Origin of the sequence: Dyella sp. SG562 (assembly GCF_011759495.1) — a bacterium.
In the GTDB taxonomy this organism is placed as follows: domain Bacteria; phylum Pseudomonadota; class Gammaproteobacteria; order Xanthomonadales; family Rhodanobacteraceae; genus Dyella_D; species Dyella_D marensis.
Window position 1 is genome coordinate 805001 of the sequence record NZ_JAAOYS010000001.1, and the last position, 16904, is coordinate 821904.

Sequence of the window (16904 nt, forward strand, 5' to 3'; positions counted from 1 at the left end):
CTTGCCGAACCATCGATGGACGCCCCCTTGCGCCCTCTCATCCGGGCATCTTGCCCTGCCGGCGCGGCAGCTGCCTGCGACCGGCGTCACTTTCGTTATTGTCCTAAGCGGCCTTGCGCAGCTGCCAGGCGCTGACCAGGCGCGCGCCCAGCCAGCCCAGCACCGCCGCGGCCAGCGGCACCGCGCCCAGCAGCCACAGCGGCAGCATGCCGAGCTGAAGCTTGCCCTCGTAGACATGACCGAGCCGTGTCACCGGCTCGGCCAGCGCCATCTCGATCAGCAGCGCCATGCCGGCGGCCAGCACGCCGCTGAACAGGCCGTACCAGATGCCCGCGTACAGATAAGGCCGGCGCACGAAGGCGCCGCTGGCGCCGATCAGCATCAGCACGCCGATCTCCTCGCTGCGGCTGGCGATGTCCACGCGCACCGTATTGCCCACCACCAGCAGCACGGCCAGCGCCAGCAGGCCGGCCAGGATCAGCACCACCCGGTTGCCCACCCCCAGCAGCGCGTCCAGGCGCTGGCGCCAGGTGCCGCTGTCCTGCACCAGGTCCACGCCCTGCAGGGCGCGCAGGTCGGTGACCAGGCGGGCCACGTCGTCGGCGTTGGCGCCGGGCTTGGGCAGCACTTCCACCGCATAGGGCAGCGGGTTGCTGTCCAGCGTGTTCAGCGCGCCGGAGAAGCCCTGCATCCGGGCCAGTTCGTCCATGCCCTGCTGCGGACTCTTGACCGTTACCGAGGCCACGTCCGCGCGCTCGCGCAGCTTGGTCGCCATCAGCTCCACCGCCGGCCCGGTCTGGCCCGGCTGCATGAACACCGACACCGCCTGGTTCTGCCCCAGCGCCGCGCCGAGCTGCTGCACATTGCCCAGCAGCAGATAGAAAGTAAGCGGCAGGGCCAGCGCCAGCGCCATCACCGCCACCGTCAGCAAGGTGCCGACCGGGCGCGCCATCAAGCGGCGCAGGCTGGCGCCGGCGCTCCAGGCGTGGTGGTCGCGCCAGCTGGCGACGGGGCGCGGGCGGCTGCGTTCGACCCGGTTCGGCTCGGCCACGATCGGCGCATCGAGGTTCTGCGGGGCGCTCACAGCACCTCCTCCGAGGCGATGTCCGCCACCAGGCGGCCGTGGTCCAGCACCACCACGCGCTTGCGCATGCGCTTGATCAGCGGCAGGTCGTGGCTGGCGATCAGCACGGTGGTGCCCACCTGCTGGAATTCGGCGAACAGCCCCATGATTTCCACCGCCAGCTGCGGATCGAGGTTGCCGGTGGGTTCGTCGGCGATCAGCAAGGTGGGCTTGGCCACGATGGCGCGGGCGATGCCCACGCGCTGCTGCTCGCCGGTGGACAGCGTGGCCGGCAGCTGCCGCTCGTAGGCGAGCAGGCCGACTTTCTCCAGCGCGGCGCGCACGCGCCGGCCACGCTCGGCCGGGGCGACGCCGCCGATCACCAGCGGCAGTTCCACGTTGGCGAAGACGGTGCGGTCCATCAGCAGGCGATGGTCCTGGAACACCATGCCGATGCGCCGGCGCAGCTTGGGAATGCCGCCGCGGCCGATCTTGGCCAGGTTCTGCCCATCGAGCGAGATGCTGCCGTGCGACGGGCGCTCGATCAGCCCGAGCAGCTTCAGCAGCGTGCTCTTGCCGGCGCCCGAATGGCCGGTGACGAAGGCCATCTCGCCCGCCGCCACCTGAAAAGACAGCTGCGAGAGCGCCTCATGGCCGCCCTCGTAGCGTTTGCTGACTTGGTCGAAGCGGATCACCGCGTGTCCTCGATCCCTGATGCCGCACTGCCCGCAAGGATAAGGGATGCGCGCAGCAAAACGATCACCGCGCAGGCCGCCGCGACGCGATCGGCGTGCGCGGCGGCAAGCAGGTTCAGCGGCCGGTGAACAAGCGCGCGAGGCGGCGGAAGAAACCGGGCTTCTTCGGCGCGGTTTCCTTCGCGTGCACGGCGGCGGTGGCCGCCACCTGGCGCGACGGACGCGGGCCGGCATCGGCGCCGCGCTCGCGCTGGGGACGATGCCCGTCGCGATTGCCGCGCGAACCTTCGCCAGCGGCGGCGGCCGGAGCGGCGTTCTCCACCGGCGCACCCTCGCGGCGGCGGCCGCGGCCGCCACGGCGGCGGCGGCGCTTGTTCGGGCCTTCCGCACCGGCGGCATCGCCGCCGGCCGGGGTTTCCGCATGCACGGCCACGGCCTGCACGGCTTCATCGGCTGCCGGCACGGCTTCGCGCGGCTTGCGCTCGCGCGGCGGACGGCCCTCGCTGGAGCGGCTCTCATTGGAGCGGCCTTCGCCGGAGCGGCGCTCGCCCGAACGGCGCTCGCCGGACCCGCTGCGGCTGCGCGGACCGCGTCCGCCGCCGTCCTTCTCGCGGCTCTCGACCTTGTCGCCGAACGCGGCGCTGTCGGCCGCGGCGTCGGCGGCGTACTGCGCGTCGATCTCGCGCGGCTTGGGCATCACCAGCATTTCGGGATCGATCGCCGCCACCGGAATGCGCTGGCCGATATAGGTTTCGATGTCCGGCAGCGACATGGCGTACAGGTCGCAGGCGAAGCTGACCGCGTCGCCCTCGGCGCCCAGGCGCGCGGTGCGGCCGATGCGGTGCACGTAGTCCTCGGCGTCCTGCGGCAGGTCGTAATTGAAGACGTGGCTGACCGCCGGGATGTGCAGGCCGCGCGCGGCCACGTCGGTGCACACCAGCATGTCGAGCTGGCCGTCCTGGAAGCGCTGCAGCAGCTTCTGGCGCTTCAGCTGCGGCACGTCGCCCGAGAGCGCGCCGACGCGGTAGCCCTGGCGCTTTACGCGGTCGGTGATGCGCTCGGCGGCCATCTTGGTGTTGACGAAGATGATGCTGCGGCTCGGGTTGGTGCGCTCGAGCAGGTTCAGCAGCAGCGGCATCTTCTCCTCCTTGGAGGGGAAGTAGACCACCTGGCGCACGCGGTCGGCGGTGACGTTCTCGGTCTCCACCACCAGCTTCTCGGCGTTGTGCATGTGCTCGTAGGCCAGCTCCAGCACGCGGTGGCTGAGCGTGGCCGAGAACAGCAGCACCTGGCGCTGCTCGCGCGCCGGCAGGCGGCGGAAGATGAAGCGCACGTCCTTGATGAAGCCGAGGTCGAACATGCGGTCGGCCTCGTCGATCACCATCACTTCGACGCCGTTGAGGCCGAACACGTGCTGCTTGTAGTAGTCGAGCAGGCGGCCGGGCGTGGCGATGATGATGTCGCAGCCGTCCTGCAGCTGCTTGCGCTGCTTGTCGTAGTCGACGCCGCCGTAGATCAGCGCGGTCTTCAGGCCGGTGTGGCGGCCGATATTGCGCGCGTCCTTGTCGATCTGGATGGCCAGCTCGCGGGTGGGGGCGATGATCAGGGCGCGCGGGTCGCTGTCCTTGCGCTCGGCCACGGCCGGGCTGGTCAGCAGGCGGTTCATCAGGGCGACCAGGAAGGCGCAGGTCTTGCCGGTGCCGGTCTGGGCCTGGCCGGCGACGTCGCGGCCGGTGAGGGCCATGGGCAGGGTCAGCGCCTGGATCGGCGTGCAGCGGGTGAAGCCCGCCTCGTCGAGGCCCTGCTGCAGCAGCGGATGGAGGTCGAAATTGGTGAAAAAGGTATCGGTAAGAACGGTTTCGGACATGGATAAGAGTCGGTGAGGTAGGCGGCCGGGTGGCGGCTCGCCCTGTCCCGGCGGCGGTCGGAAAGCCTGAAGGACGGGTTAAGGTGCGGCGCCGGCCAGCGCGACGGGTTGGCCGGTCAGCGGCGAGGGCTCGCGGGTTACCGCGGTGCGCCTCGCGACTGGCGCCGAGGTGGCGGGCCCAGGCGACCGGCAGTTCCGCCGACATAGGGAAACAGGCCCCTTGCCCGTTTTCCTATATCGCCGGAACTGCCGCGAAGGCGGCCCTTGAATCGCTTGAATCGTGCCCTGAGTTACGCTGGAATGGAGGCCTGCCGCAACGGCATCACTTCCTTATTCCGGTCCGACCCGCGCTTCATGGGCGCCCCAGTGTAGCCGATGCTGGCCGCGCGGTCGTCAAACCATCCCCCGCCTGTCAATCGGAGACCCCGGTGAGCGACCTGATTACCCACGTGAGCGACGACGCCTTCCAGAAGGAAGTGCTGGAGTCGGATACCCCCGTCCTGCTGGACTTCTGGGCCGAATGGTGCGGCCCCTGCAAGGCCATCGCGCCGGCGCTGAACGAACTGGCCCAGGAGTACGAGGGCAAGCTGCGCATCGCCAAGATCAACATCGACCACAACCAGAAGACGCCCCGCGACTACGGCGTGCGCGGCATCCCCACCCTGATGGTGTTCAAGAACGGCAAGGTCGAGGCCACCCAGATCGGCGCCGTCAGCAAGGGCCAGCTCAAGCAGCTGATCGACAAGTCGATCTGAGCCTTCGATCCGAATACCGGATCTTTCGCACCCGCCGCCCGCTTTACGGCGCCGCGCGGCGGGTGTTAGATTCCCCGGGCCTGTCGGGACTCCCGTCCCCCGCGCCCTTCGCGCCCCGCGCGCACCCTTCCCTCCTGTGATTAACGGCGCCCCGTGAGGTTTGCCCGTGTCTGATATCGAAAGCCAAGACCAGAACGACGCCAAGAGCGCCGAGCCCAAGACTGCGTCCGAAACGCCGCGCACCCGCGCACCGCGTAAATCCGCCGCAGCCGCCGCAGCAGCCGCCGCCGAGAGCGCGCCCCGCGTGGAAAAGCCCGCGTTCGAGCCGCCGCCGCCGCTGCCGCCCATCCCCGTGCAGGCCAGCCTGCCGGTGGACCAGGCGCCCGGCAGCTTCCAGGGCGATGCCGCACCCCGCGAGGGCGCGCCGCCGCAGCAGGCCCGCGAGGGCGGCCAGCCCCAGCAGCAGGGCGGCCAGAATCCGAACAACGACCGCCGCAACGACCGTAATGACCGCGGCCGCCGCCGGCGCCACGAGCGCAACAACAACCAGCCGCAACAGCAGCAGCGCGGCCAGGGTGGCGGTGGTGGCCAGCAGCACGTCCGCAACAACAACGGCCTGCCGGTGGACGACGACTACGCCGACGCCGGCAGCAACGACCGCCTGATCAACCTCACCGAGCTCAAGCGCAAGAACGCGATCCAGCTGCTGGAATTCGCCGAATCGCTGGGCATCCAGGAAGGCGTCGCCCGCGCCCGCAAGCAGGACGTGGTGTTCAGCATCCTCAAGGCCCATGCCCGCTCCGGCGGCGGCATCTGGGCCGAGGGCGTGCTGGAAATCCTGCAGGACGGCTTCGGCTTCCTGCGTTCGGCCGACGAGTCCTACCTGGCCGGCCCCGACGACATCTACGTCTCGCCCAGCCAGATCCGCCGCTTCAACCTGCGCACCGGCGACTACATCACCGGCCGCGTGCGCCACCCGAAGGAAGGCGAGCGCTACTTCGCGCTGCTGAAGGTCGACGACATCAACGGCGACCCGCCGGAAGCATCGAAGAACAAGATGCTGTTCGAGAACCTGACGCCGCTGTTCCCGCGCAAGGCATTCCATCTCGAGCGCGGCAACGGCTCCACCGAAGACATCACCGGCCGCATCCTCGACCTGGTGGCGCCGATCGGCCGCGGCCAGCGCGGCCTGATCGTGTCGCAGCCGAAGTCCGGCAAGACGATGATGCTGCAGAACGTGGCGCAGGCCATCCAGTACAACCACCCCGACGTGCATCTGATCATGCTGCTGATCGATGAGCGCCCGGAGGAAGTGACCGAAATCGCCCGCACCGTGCGCGCCGAGGTCATCAGCTCCACCTTCGACGAACCCGCCGTGCGCCACGTGCAGGTGGCCGAGATGGTGATCGAGCGCGCCAAGCGCCTGGTCGAGCACAAGAAGGATGTGGTCATCCTGCTCGACTCCATCACCCGCCTGGCCCGCGCCTACAACACCGTGGTGCCCAGCTCCGGCAAGGTGCTCACCGGCGGTGTGGACGCCAACGCCCTGCAGCGCCCGAAGCGCTTCTTCGGCGCCGCGCGCAACGTGGAGGAAGGCGGCTCGCTGACCATCATCGCCACCGCGCTGACCGACACCGGCAGCAAGATGGACGAGGTGATCTACGAAGAGTTCAAGGGCACCGGCAACATGGAAGTGCACCTGAACCGCCGCATCTCCGAGAAGCGCGTCTACCCGGCCATCGACATCAACCGCTCCGGCACCCGCCGCGAAGATCTGCTGATCGACCCGGACATGCTTTCCAAGATCTGGATCCTGCGCAAGCTGCTGCATCCGATGGACGAGCTGGCGGCGATGGAGTTCATGCTGGACAAGATGAAGAACACCAAGACCAACGACGAGTTCTTCAACTCGATGAAGCGCTGACGCCTCACCGCGTTCCGCTCGATAAGGCCGGCTCCATGCCGGCCTTATTTTTTGGCGCAGGCGGACGCACCGCACGCCAACTGAAAATTGGGAGTCTTCCCTAAGCCATCGTGGCTAGCCCAAGCCACATGCGGCTTGCGGCGAATACGGCCGCGCATGTGCGCAAATATTTCGGAGTTCGCCGCATTTATTCGGGTTTCTGGCTGAGTGTATTCAAGCTTCTCCCTAACGCGAGAGGCATACGCTCATGCAGCACACGAAAGCGCAGCAACCGGGATTCGCACGTTATCTGCCTCTGCTCCTGCTGGCCTTCGCGCCGGCCGCCTTGGCGGAAGACCGCATTCTTCCCGAGATCAACTACACCGGCACGCTGGTCACGTCCAATCCCAATACCGTGGGCAAGGGCGCGCTCATCCTCACGCCCAATCTCATCTACCTGTATGCGAACGAACGCTACGACCGCTCGGGAAACACCAGGAAGCTCGCGCATCCGTATTCGCAGTGGCAGGTGCTGCTGCCGATCGCCTACGGCATCACGCCGCGCCTCACCGGCAAGTTGAACCTCGGCGCCACGCACACCTCCGAAAACGGCAAGCACACCACCGCCATGCGCGCCACCGACGCCTCGGTGCGCCTGCAATACCTGCTGCAGGCGCCGAGCCGCGACGGCACCCGCGCCGCCATCTCGTTCTTCGTGCAGCACAACCTGCTCACCGCCCCCTACGACTCGCTGCGCGACCACGCCTTCGACGGCATGGGCAGCGGCGCACGCCGCACCACCCTCTCGCTGCTCGCACAGCGCACCTTCTGGATGCCGAACGACCGCCCCCTGCGCATCCGCGGCCAACTCTCGTGGAGCCCGCGCCCACCCGCCGTGCGCCTGCGCGACATCAGCGTGTACAACACACCGCGCGGCTTCCGCGGACGCTACCATCCCGGCGCGCAGTTCAACCTCAGCGTAGGCGCCGAATACAGCATCGATCCGCGCTGGGTGCTGGCCATGGACGTGAGCGCCAACCGCCAGGGACGCGCATGGCTCGACGGCAAGGTGCGCCGCAAGGACGGCCGGCACTGGGCCATGCAGCGTACGGACGACTACAGCTCGGTCTTCAGCGTGACGCCGGGCATCGAGTACAACTTCAACAGCCAGTATGGGTTGATCGTGGGGGCGCAGGTGAGCTTTGCGGGGCATAACACGCGGGCGTTTGTCAGTCCGCGGGCGGCGTTCAATATGGCGTATTGAATGAAGGTCGCCGCGATGGAAGAAGAAGCGGACAGGCCGCTTGCCTTCCTCTCATTGCCACATCGGACGCCTCAAACCTGGCAGCGGGAAACCTATGGCGTCGTCAAGCGCGAGCGGGGGCCAAGTGCAGGCGACACGAGCGGCGGCAAGACAGACAGCGACATGTGCGCGAAGGCGCCATGGTCCGCCAAAGCGGTGATCTGATGCATCCCCGCCTGTGGCAGCGCCACGCGCATCGGGGCAGCACCGGAGCTCGATCCCTGCAACCTTCCATCCACCAGCCATTGCACCTGCTCCACCGTGCCCAGCGCACGCAAGGTGATGGATAGCGGCGCATCGCTATGGGGTGCGGCACGCAGCACCGCGCCATCGCTGATGCCGGCAATACGGATCGGGTTGGCCACTTCCAGTGAATCGGGTTCGCAGCCCGGCGCCAACGGCGGCAGAGCAGAGGCTGCCGCATCCGCGGATGCCAGCCATGGCGTGGCGAGCGCAGGCCAGCGGGCCAGTGTCACGGCGTGCTCGCCTGCACCGTGGCAGGTGGCGCTGAGGCGGCGTTGGTGCGCGTCGACGCGCAAGGTCACCAAGCCGCCCATCCAGGCGGAGACATCGCGCTCGGGAAACGTGGGGGGCACGGCGCCATCCAGCGTCCATGCGGTGCGGCGGTCGCGGCATAGCGCCGGCGACGTGCTGCCGGCGAGGCCACCAAGCGGCCAGCAGATATCTACCGCACTCACCGACGCCGGGCGTGGCGAGCGCGGGTTGGCATGCGTGTTCGGCAACATGCTGGCGACGTTGAACATCAGCGGCAGCGCCGTCACCGCGCCGTATTGGCCTGGCGACGGCGTGCCGTCGGGGCGGCCGATCCATACGCCGAAGGTCCAGTCGTCGGTGACGCCGATGGCCCACGCATCGCGGTAGCCGTAGCTGGTGCCGGTCTTCCAGGCGATGGCGCTCTGCGCGGTCAAGCTACCGTCGAGCGGCGCGCCGGTGACGTCGGCCGGATTGCTGGAGAGGATGTCGCGGATGATCCATGCCGCCCCCGGCGACAGCAGCCGCCGCGGCTGTGCCGGCTGCGCCGTCGTGTAGCGCGGCGTGCCCGCCACGCCGCTGTTGGCGAACGCGGAGTACGCACCGACCAGTTCCTCCAACCGTGTGGAGGCGCCACCGAGAATCACTGCCAGGCTCGGCGAGCCACCCGACGGGAAGCGCAGATCGATGCCGCCATTGGCCAGGCGCGCCACGAAGCGATTCGGCCCGACGCGATCGAGCACATCGACAGCCGGCACGTTGAGCGACTGCTGCAACGCCTGCGCCACGCTCACCGGCCCGCGGAAAGCCTCATCGAAGTTGGCGGGACGATAACCGCCGAAATCCTGCGGCGCATCGACCAGCAGGCTTTGCGAGGTGATCAGCCCATCGTCCAGCGCCAAGCCATAGAGGAAAGGCTTGAGCGTGGAACCGGGCGAACGCGGAGCGCGCACCATGTCGACATGGCCGAGCCGGCGCGGATCGGCGAACTCGGCGGTGCCCACATAGATGCGCGTTTCCAGCGTGGCATTGTCGACCACCAGCACTGCGGCCGACGTGCGCGGCGGCATGCGCGACAGGTACTCGCTGACGCGGTCCTCCACCGCCCGCTGCAGGTTGGCGTCGATGGTGGTGACGATGCGCCGCTCGCCCGGTTGCTCGCGGTGCAGGCGTTCCGCCAGCAGCGCCGCATCCAGCGGCGAGCGCAGCGAGCGTGCGGCCACCGGTTCCAGCCTGGCGTCCGCAACCTCGGCCGCACTCCATAGCCCCTCGTCCTGCATGCGCTTGAGCACTTTGTCGCGCGCACGCCGCGCCGCTTCCGCATGGCGATCCGGACGGAACGTGCTGGGCGATTGCGGCAGCACCGCGAGCAAGGCCGCTTCGGCATGCGACAGCTGTCGTGCCGGCTTGCCGAGATAAGCCCATGAAGCAGCCTCCACGCCTTCGATCGGCCCGCCGAAAGGCGCGTGGTTGAGGTAGATATCCAGGATCTGCGCCTTGCTCAGATGCGCTTCCAGCTGCAGGGCGCGGAAGATCTGCACCACCTTGCCGGTGACCGTATGCGGCATCGGCATCACGATGCGCGCCACCTGCATGGTCAAGGTGGAACCGCCGGAGACAGCACGGCCATGACGCAGCACACCCCAAGCCGCGCGCGCCAAGGCCAACGGATTCACGCCGGGATGGCGATAGAACGCGCGGTCCTCATAAGCGAGCAGCGCTTTCAGATACAGCGGCGACACCTGTCCGGCCGACGTGGGATAGCGCCACACGCCATCGCTGTCGGCAAAAGCGCGCAGCGGCGTACCGTCCTTCGCCAGCACCACGGTGCTGCCGGTATCCGGCGCCGGCAGGCGCAATGGGAAAAGGCGATCCAGCAGCACCGCCGCCAGCAGGGCGCCAAGACTACCCACGACGAGCACGCGCCATAAACGACGCCACCATCGGCGAGGCGGCGTCTTCTGGCTGGAGGGAGCGGAAGTGCTCATCGATCGGGTTGCCAACCGGGCCGCGCGGAGCGCGCGGCCCAGCGACACTCAGGGTTCTTCGACGGTGAGCTGCGCAGGCGTCGCCGCACCGTAGCCACGGATGCCAGGGCGATACATGTCCTCCACCAGCGGCGGCGGCACCGTGTAGGTCCCCGGCGTCACCGCGCGGACCACATAGAACACGCGCGCCACGTTGCCACGCCGCAGCTTGAGGGCTGCCGCATAGCGGTCGTCGCGATACTCCTCGTGCACCACGTTGGCCGCACCTTCGTGCTCGGCGAGCTGGATACCATCGACCACCACGCCCTCCCACTGCCTGGCGCCGCCCAGGTTGAGGTTCTCTACCTCCAGGCCGCCGGGCTGCAGGTCGGTAACCAAGGCATCGGGCATGTCCACCCGCGCTTCCATGCTCACCTCCACGATCAAGGTGTCGCCCTCGCGCAGCTTGCCACCCGGCCAGGGATGGCCATCGGTAGTGAAGTAGCTGCGGCGCACGTCGATCTGGCTGGCATCGGCGGCCGGCGCCTTCTGCGGAATGCCCGCCACGTCCAGCGTGACGAATACGGTGCCCTTGTCGGCGCCTTGCACGGTCACGCCGCTCTCCAGTTCCGCCGGCGTGAGATCGCGCACCCAGATCGTCTGGCCTTCCGGCGCGCTTTCCGTCTTGCTGCCCACCCGCACCGTGGCGGCAAGCGTGCCGCGGCCCGCGGCGTCGAAGGTATGCGCCACACGTGCGATCGCCACCTGCTCCTGCGTGCTCAGATACGACCACGACCAGTGGTAGTACGGCACCTTCTCGTCCGTGGACTTCACCTTGGTGGTCGCGTTGCGAGCCCAGTCGACCAGCTTCGCGTCGTACTCGGCCTTGTTGAGCCCATAGGCATGGGCCAGCGACACCATCACGCCCAGGTCGCGCAGCTCGGAACCGTAGTCACCCACGTACCAGGGGCGCTCCTTGTCCCAGGCAAACGCTTCCTGGATCGCCTTCTGCGCGCGCTCATTGTCGCCCATCAGCTTGAACGCCACGGCAAAATGGACCAGCGGCAGCGGACCCACCAGCTTGTTCCGCTCGTTGTCGAAGACCGCGCGCAGCGTGCCCAGCGGCGCCCGGTTGACGCGGGCGAGCACATAGCCGGAGTAAGCCTCATCGGCGATGCGCATGTGGTCGTGATGCTCGTACGAGTAGTACGGATGCCCACCGGCGAGCAGGTCGTCGTTGAGCCGCAGCAGCGCCTTCTGCAGCACCTCCTGCGGCACGGCGAAACCGCCGTCGCGTGCGTCGAGCATGAAGTCGACCGCATAAGGCGTGGTAAAGGTCTCGATCGGGCTGGTGCCGCCCCAGAAGCTGAAGTGCCCATTGGCAGCCTGGAACGAGGCGATGCGTGCGAGCGCACTCTCCACCGCCGCCTTGCGTGCAGCCTCGCCGAGGCCCGCCGTGTTCAATGCATGCGCGGTCTTCTCGTCGAGGTAGAGCGCCGCATAACCCTTGCTGGTGGTCTGCTCGATGCAGCCATACGGATAGAGCAGCAGATCGTGCAGGGCCGCGCTGTAAGGCAACGGCGGCAGCATGCTCAGGGTCAGGCGGTTGCGCACCGTCGGCAGCACCAGGCCGCTCATCGCACTGCCATCCAGGCGTGCCGGCTTGCCCTCCTCGATCGCCATCGGCACGGTGCTCAGCACTTCCGGCCAGGCGTTACGCACGGCGAACTCGAAGTGGCGATCCACCTTGTAGTCGTTCAGTTCGGCGTGGATGTCGATCTTGGCCACGGCAACGCCGGCATCGGCGGCGACAGGCATGGTCAACGTCGTGCCGGCGCCATCCTTCAACGGCACGCTGCGGGTGGCATCGCTCACCTTGATAAGGCCATCCGCCTTCACGCTGACCTTGGCAACGCCGTCCTTACCCGAAAGATTCTTCAGGTCGATGCTGATCTTCGCCTTGTCGCCGGCCGCCATCACCCGTGGCGTGCTCGGCTCCACCACCAGCGGAGCGCGCACGGTGACCGCGCCGTCGGCGTTGCCGAAGCGCTCGTCCGCATAGGCCAGCGCGGCGAGCCGCAGGCTGCCGTTGAAGTCGGGCACCGGCAGATGCACCGTCGCCCGGCCCTGCGCATCGAACTGCACCGGCGCCGCGAACAGATCGACGATCTGCACCTTCGGGTTGAGGCGCGCACCGTGCGGCAAACCCTTGCCACTCATATCGCCGCCGTAGCGCAGCTTGGCTTCGGCACCCTCCATCGCCTCGATGACGCGGCTATACAGATCGTAAGCCTCCACGCTCAACGCGCGCTTGGCGAACATCCACGCCCACGCGTCCGGCACCGGATAGCTGGTGATATTGAGCACGCCCTGGTCGACGGCCGAGACAGTGACGTAAGCCTTCTTGCCGGAGAGACCTTCCGCCTGCACCGTCACGTCGAGCGCATGCCCGGGGCGCATCAGTGCCGGAGCGGTGAGCTTCAGCGAAATGCGCCGGTCGTTGCGCTCCATCGCCACGTGCTCCACACCCATGGCGCGCGCCGGCGTGGTCTTTTCGGAAGCATCGCCGCCGCGGAACACCGTCGCCACCACGTAGACATCGTGGCGTTCCCATTCCTTAGTGACGGGGATCTCGAACGTCGCGCCGGCGGTGGCGTCGATAGTGCGGCTGTAGAGCAGATGATCCGATTCCACCAGCAGCAGGCCCGGACCATCGTGCGGCGGCGTCACCGTCACCTTCATGGTGTCGCCGGCGCGGTAGCGGGCCTTGTCCAGCGCAAGCTTCACCTTGTCCGGGCGCGCTTCCTTGCCGGTGTTCTGGTCTTCCCAGCTATAGCCGGCGAAGAACGGGAACACCGAGGTGAGCTTGGTTTCGGGGTCATAGACCTCCAGCCGGTAGCCGCCCCATTGCACGGGGAAGTCCACTTTCGCGCGCTGGCCGGCGGCGACGTCGATGTCCTTCTCTTCCACCAGCGTTAGCTGCACGTTGGCGTTGGATTTCCATTCGTCGCCGTGTTCGTACAGCCAATAGAAGTCACGGCTTTCCTGCTGCAGGCGCACCTTCAAGTGCTTGCCCGCCACCAGCTTGCCGTCCATATCGGCACGCATCACTTCGAATGCAGCGCGCCCTTCGCTCGGTGCACCTTGCTTGGGATCGAACAGCGGACGGACGCCCGTCAAGGCAGGCGCCGGCCAGTACACGCGATTGAGCATGCGCGTCACCGCACGGCCGCCGGTCTCGTACACGCTGCCGGACAACGTCGCCGTCAGCGGCGCCACGGGCTTCACTTCGTCGGGCAGGTTGATGTCCTGTTCCAGATGGCCTTGTGCGTCGAGCTTGGCGTCGAGCACGTCCGCGGCATCCTTGGGCAGATCCACCAGCGGGTCGCCGAAGAACACGTCGGCCAACGCCCGCAGCGGATGCACTTCGGGCTTGACCAGCAGCTTGGCCGTCACGCGGTTGCCATCAGCCGGCGCGCCATACAGATAGCTGGAAGACACCGCCAGCTTCAGCGGCTCGGACGGCGCCAGGCGCGCCTGCGGGCTGGAGAGATCGAGCTTCAGGCGCTCCGGAAGAAACTCCTCCACATGGAACGGAAAAGCCTGCACCGCTTCCTTGCTGGCCGGATCGAGGCGGAACTCCAGCTGCCACAGGCCGGTGGGCGCGTCCTCCGGAATGGTGCGGCTCAGTTCGAAATAGTTGAGGTCTTTCGGATCCAGCTTGGTATCGACCAGGCTGCGCCCATCGGGCTGCTTCAGGCGCACGAACAGCGCCTGCTGCTTCATCGCCCGTCCGTCGTAGTCGCGCAGCAGCGCGGAGGCGCGCAAGGTCTCGCCCGGGCGGTACAGGTCGCGGCCGGACCAGGCGAACACTTCGAACGGCGCCTGCTTGCGGCCCGTCACGTCGAAGTTGGAGATATCCAGCGCCGGCCGATTGAACGGCAGCACGGAGACGTCCTTACCCTTGCGGGCGATAAGCACGTCGGTGGGGTCGACCTTGTAGGCGATCAGCGCGTTGCCGTTGTCGTCGGTGGTGGCTTTCAGCTTGGCGGTGCCGTCGGCATTGTCCACCTCCACCGCGACGCCGCTTACCGGCGAGCCGTCATGCAGCGACGCCACATGCAGCAGCGCGTTGTCGCGATAGACGCGCAGATGCAGGCCCAGGTCGCTGACGAAGAACACCGCCGTGTCATAGCTGCCGGAGTACGTGCCGCCTTGCTTGAGCACCGCCATGTAGACGCCGGGCTGGGCCAGCTCTGCCACTTTCTGCACCGGAATATAGGTGATGGTGCGGGCATTCGGCTCGCCGCCCAGCATGTAGTGATTGGCGTAGACCGATTCCCCCATGTCGGTGATGGGGCGGCGGGTGCGCTTCTGGTCGTTGCAGCGATTCCAGTTGGTGATCTCGTGGTCGAGATCGTAATTGTTGCGATGCTTGTTGGCGGGGAAGGCGCAGAACACATCCGAGATAGCGTCATCGCGCACGCGGAAGAACTCGATATCCGCGTCGTGGACATTCATCGACACCAGCGGCAAGCCGCGCGATCCCCGCGCAGGCAATACGCTGCCCGAGGAAGCAAAACCCACGGCAGCCGGCATATTGCCGGAATAGACATCGTGCTTCTGATCCGCGCCGATCGAACGCCCGTCGGCCGCCAATAACCCGCCGCGCACCTGCACCGCGTAATGCTGGTCGGCCTGCACGAACGGAAATACCAGAGTCTTGCCGTCGTCCTTGAGGCTCCAGCTCCCGCTGATCGCTTCGCCATTGGGGCCGGCGACCGAAAGCAGCTTGTCGAAAGATTGTGCGGATGCCAGTGGTGCGTTGAACACCAAAGCTAGTTCCGTCCGTGTGTCCTCGGTACGAGAGCCTGCACTGAGCAGGGCAAAGGCAGCCTTTTCCGCCTGCCCCGCCGAGGACGCCGGCGCGGGGTGCCCCTGCAAGGCGGGCTTATCGCTTTCGTGATGGCCGCAACCGGCCAGGGAGACCGCCACGCACAGCGCAAAACCGACCACGCCAAAGACGCGGCCGCCAAACAGTTTCCGATCCATAGATATTCCCCCAAGGTACGAAAACAGTCTGGCACGCATTTATGGCCGAATCGAGGCTTGGGGGTAGCGCCTTGATTGAATCTGCATCTAAAGTTTTAACCGCCGCTACCGGCGTAGGTTGGGGTGAGCCAACGGCGAACCCCAACATCGCGACGCGTTTGAAGGTACCGATGTTGGGGTTCGCCTGCGGCTCACCCCAACCTACGCCGTCGCCTCTGGATCAGGCGCCGGCCAGTGATTTCTCTATCCGCCGCATCAAGCCATCGAACGCCCGATCGCTCAGCCAGCGCCGCAGGAACAAGATCGTCCGCGCGCCGCCGCCCGTAGCGTAACGCGTGCGTGGACGCGAAGCGCGCAGCGCACGTGCGATCGTCTTGGCTACGACATCCGGCGGCGACACCATCGACGACTTGTCGCTCGCGGCGAACAGGCGCGCATGCATGGCGGCTTGTTCGGCGTAGGCGGTGTGGCCGGAGTAACGCAGCATGCCCTCCTGGGCAATGCCGGCCCATTCCGTGCGAATGCCGCCCGGTTCCACCACCACCACATCGATGCCGAACGGCGCCAGCTCCATGCGCAGGCAATCGCTCAATCCTTCCACCGCGAACTTGGTGGCGTGATACCAGCTGCCCAGCGGCTCGTGCATCTTGCCGCCGATCGAGGTGATGTTGACGATGGTGCCGGAGCGCTGCGCGCGCATCATGGGCAGGCAGAGCTGGATCAGGCGGGCCAGGCCGAAGACGTTGACTTCGAACTGGCGGCGGCCCTCGTCCAGGGGCACGTCTTCCAGCGAGCCGTATGAGCCATAGCCGGCGTTATTGATCAGCGCATCCAGGCGCCCTTCGCGTTGGGTAATGGTTTCCACTGCCTGGACGATCGAAGCGTCGTCGGTCAGATCCAGCGGAAGCACCTGGATGCCGGCATCGGACAAGCTTTTCATGCGGTCCACCCGGCGCGCGGCCGCGTAGACCTTGTATCCCTCTAGCGCAAGGCGGCGCGCGGTCGCCTCGCCTATGCCCGACGAGGCGCCGGTAATCAGTACGGTTTTGCTCATGGCCAGTCACTTGGTGGTTTGCGGACCCTAAGCCTAAACTAGGGCCTATACCCCCTAGTCAAGGCCTACGCCATGCTGATCGCTGAATTCTGCCGGCGCGCCGGGCTGACGCGCGACGCCGTACGCCTCTACGTCAAGCTCGGACTGATCAGGCCTAGCGCAGGCGCGTCCGGCAGCAACCGCTACCAGCAATTCCACGAGGCCGACGTCGATCGCGTCGCCCTGATCAAGGTCGGCCAGCAGCTGGGCTTTACGCTGAAACAGATTGTCACCTTGAACGAGGAATACGAAGCCGGCGGCATTGATCAGGCACGGCGGCTGGCGGTGATGCAGGCGCAATTGGCGCAGGTGGACGAGAAGGCCACGCAGCTCGGCAAGCTGCAGAGCTATCTGCGGGCGAAGATCGCCTGGATCGAAGCGGGCGAGCATGGCGACGAGCCGTCGTTCTGCGGGCTGGAAGTGGTTAATCGCATGGTGGGCGGCAAGCGTACGCGGCTTGCTTGAATGCGTTGAGGATAACTTCGGCCAACGAGGAGCCCGGCACCCGACGCCACCACCGTAGGTTGGGGTGAGCCGCAGGCGAACCCCAACGGCGCGATGCGTTGCAAGGTGGGAATTAATGGGGACAGGTGCAGTTATCTTTATTAATTGGACCCGTCCCTGAGGTATCCCCACGTTCTTCACGCCACCACCCGCATCTGATCCAGCACAGCTGGCGGTAGTGAGCGTAGCCGTTCAATCCATCGAGATGTT

10 protein-coding genes are annotated in these 16904 nt (G+C 67.0%); 4 read left to right on the top strand and 6 right to left on the bottom strand.

Features of this window, described 5'->3' with window-relative positions:
* Positions 1-103 precede the first annotated feature (103 nt).
* The 3 genes from ftsX to FHW84_RS03490 all read right to left on the bottom strand — a co-directional run bounded on the left by ftsX (position 104) and on the right by FHW84_RS03490 (position 3625).
* Entirely contained in the window at positions 104-1054 is a 951-nt protein-coding gene (ftsX, locus tag FHW84_RS03480; RefSeq protein ID WP_343203558.1) for a permease-like cell division protein FtsX, read from the bottom strand.
* Between the two features lie 26 nt (positions 1055-1080).
* Positions 1081-1758 carry a cell division ATP-binding protein FtsE gene (ftsE, locus tag FHW84_RS03485; RefSeq protein ID WP_167252707.1) on the bottom strand — a complete coding sequence of 226 codons (678 nt, stop codon included), beginning with the start codon at positions 1756-1758 and terminating at the stop codon, positions 1081-1083.
* A gap of 115 nt (positions 1759-1873) precedes the next feature.
* Entirely contained in the window at positions 1874-3625 is a 1752-nt protein-coding gene (locus FHW84_RS03490) for a DEAD/DEAH box helicase (protein ID WP_167252708.1), read from the bottom strand.
* 428 nt (positions 3626-4053) lie between these two features.
* Here FHW84_RS03490 and trxA point away from each other — a divergent pair, with 428 nt between their 5' ends.
* The 3 genes from trxA to FHW84_RS03505 all read left to right on the top strand — a co-directional run bounded on the left by trxA (position 4054) and on the right by FHW84_RS03505 (position 7547).
* Positions 4054-4380 carry a thioredoxin TrxA gene (gene trxA / locus FHW84_RS03495; RefSeq protein ID WP_167252709.1) on the top strand — a complete coding sequence of 109 codons (327 nt, stop codon included), beginning with the start codon at positions 4054-4056 and terminating at the stop codon, positions 4378-4380.
* Between the two features lie 166 nt (positions 4381-4546).
* Entirely contained in the window at positions 4547-6304 is a 1758-nt protein-coding gene (gene rho, locus FHW84_RS03500) for a transcription termination factor Rho (protein WP_167252710.1), read from the top strand.
* 247 nt (positions 6305-6551) lie between these two features.
* On the top strand, positions 6552-7547 hold the full coding sequence (locus tag FHW84_RS03505) for a hypothetical protein (RefSeq protein WP_167252711.1): 996 nt from the start codon (positions 6552-6554) through the stop codon (positions 7545-7547).
* A gap of 92 nt (positions 7548-7639) precedes the next feature.
* Here the strand turns inward: FHW84_RS03505 and pbpC are convergent, their stop codons facing one another.
* From pbpC to FHW84_RS03520, 3 genes are all read right to left on the bottom strand, one after another.
* On the bottom strand, positions 7640-10066 hold the full coding sequence (gene pbpC, locus FHW84_RS03510) for a penicillin-binding protein 1C (protein ID WP_167252712.1): 2427 nt from the start codon (positions 10064-10066) through the stop codon (positions 7640-7642).
* Between the two features lie 48 nt (positions 10067-10114).
* Entirely contained in the window at positions 10115-15097 is a 4983-nt protein-coding gene (locus tag FHW84_RS03515; RefSeq protein WP_167252713.1) for an alpha-2-macroglobulin, read from the bottom strand.
* A 220-nt stretch (positions 15098-15317) separates the two neighbouring features.
* The gene (locus FHW84_RS03520) at positions 15318-16151 is read right to left on the bottom strand and encodes an oxidoreductase (protein ID WP_167252714.1); all 834 of its coding nucleotides are present in this window, start codon (positions 16149-16151) and stop codon (positions 15318-15320) included.
* A 72-nt stretch (positions 16152-16223) separates the two neighbouring features.
* Between FHW84_RS03520 and FHW84_RS03525 the strand changes: the two genes are divergently transcribed.
* Positions 16224-16655 carry a MerR family transcriptional regulator gene (locus tag FHW84_RS03525; RefSeq protein ID WP_167252715.1) on the top strand — a complete coding sequence of 144 codons (432 nt, stop codon included), beginning with the start codon at positions 16224-16226 and terminating at the stop codon, positions 16653-16655.
* The last annotated feature ends 249 nt before the right edge of the window (positions 16656-16904 follow it).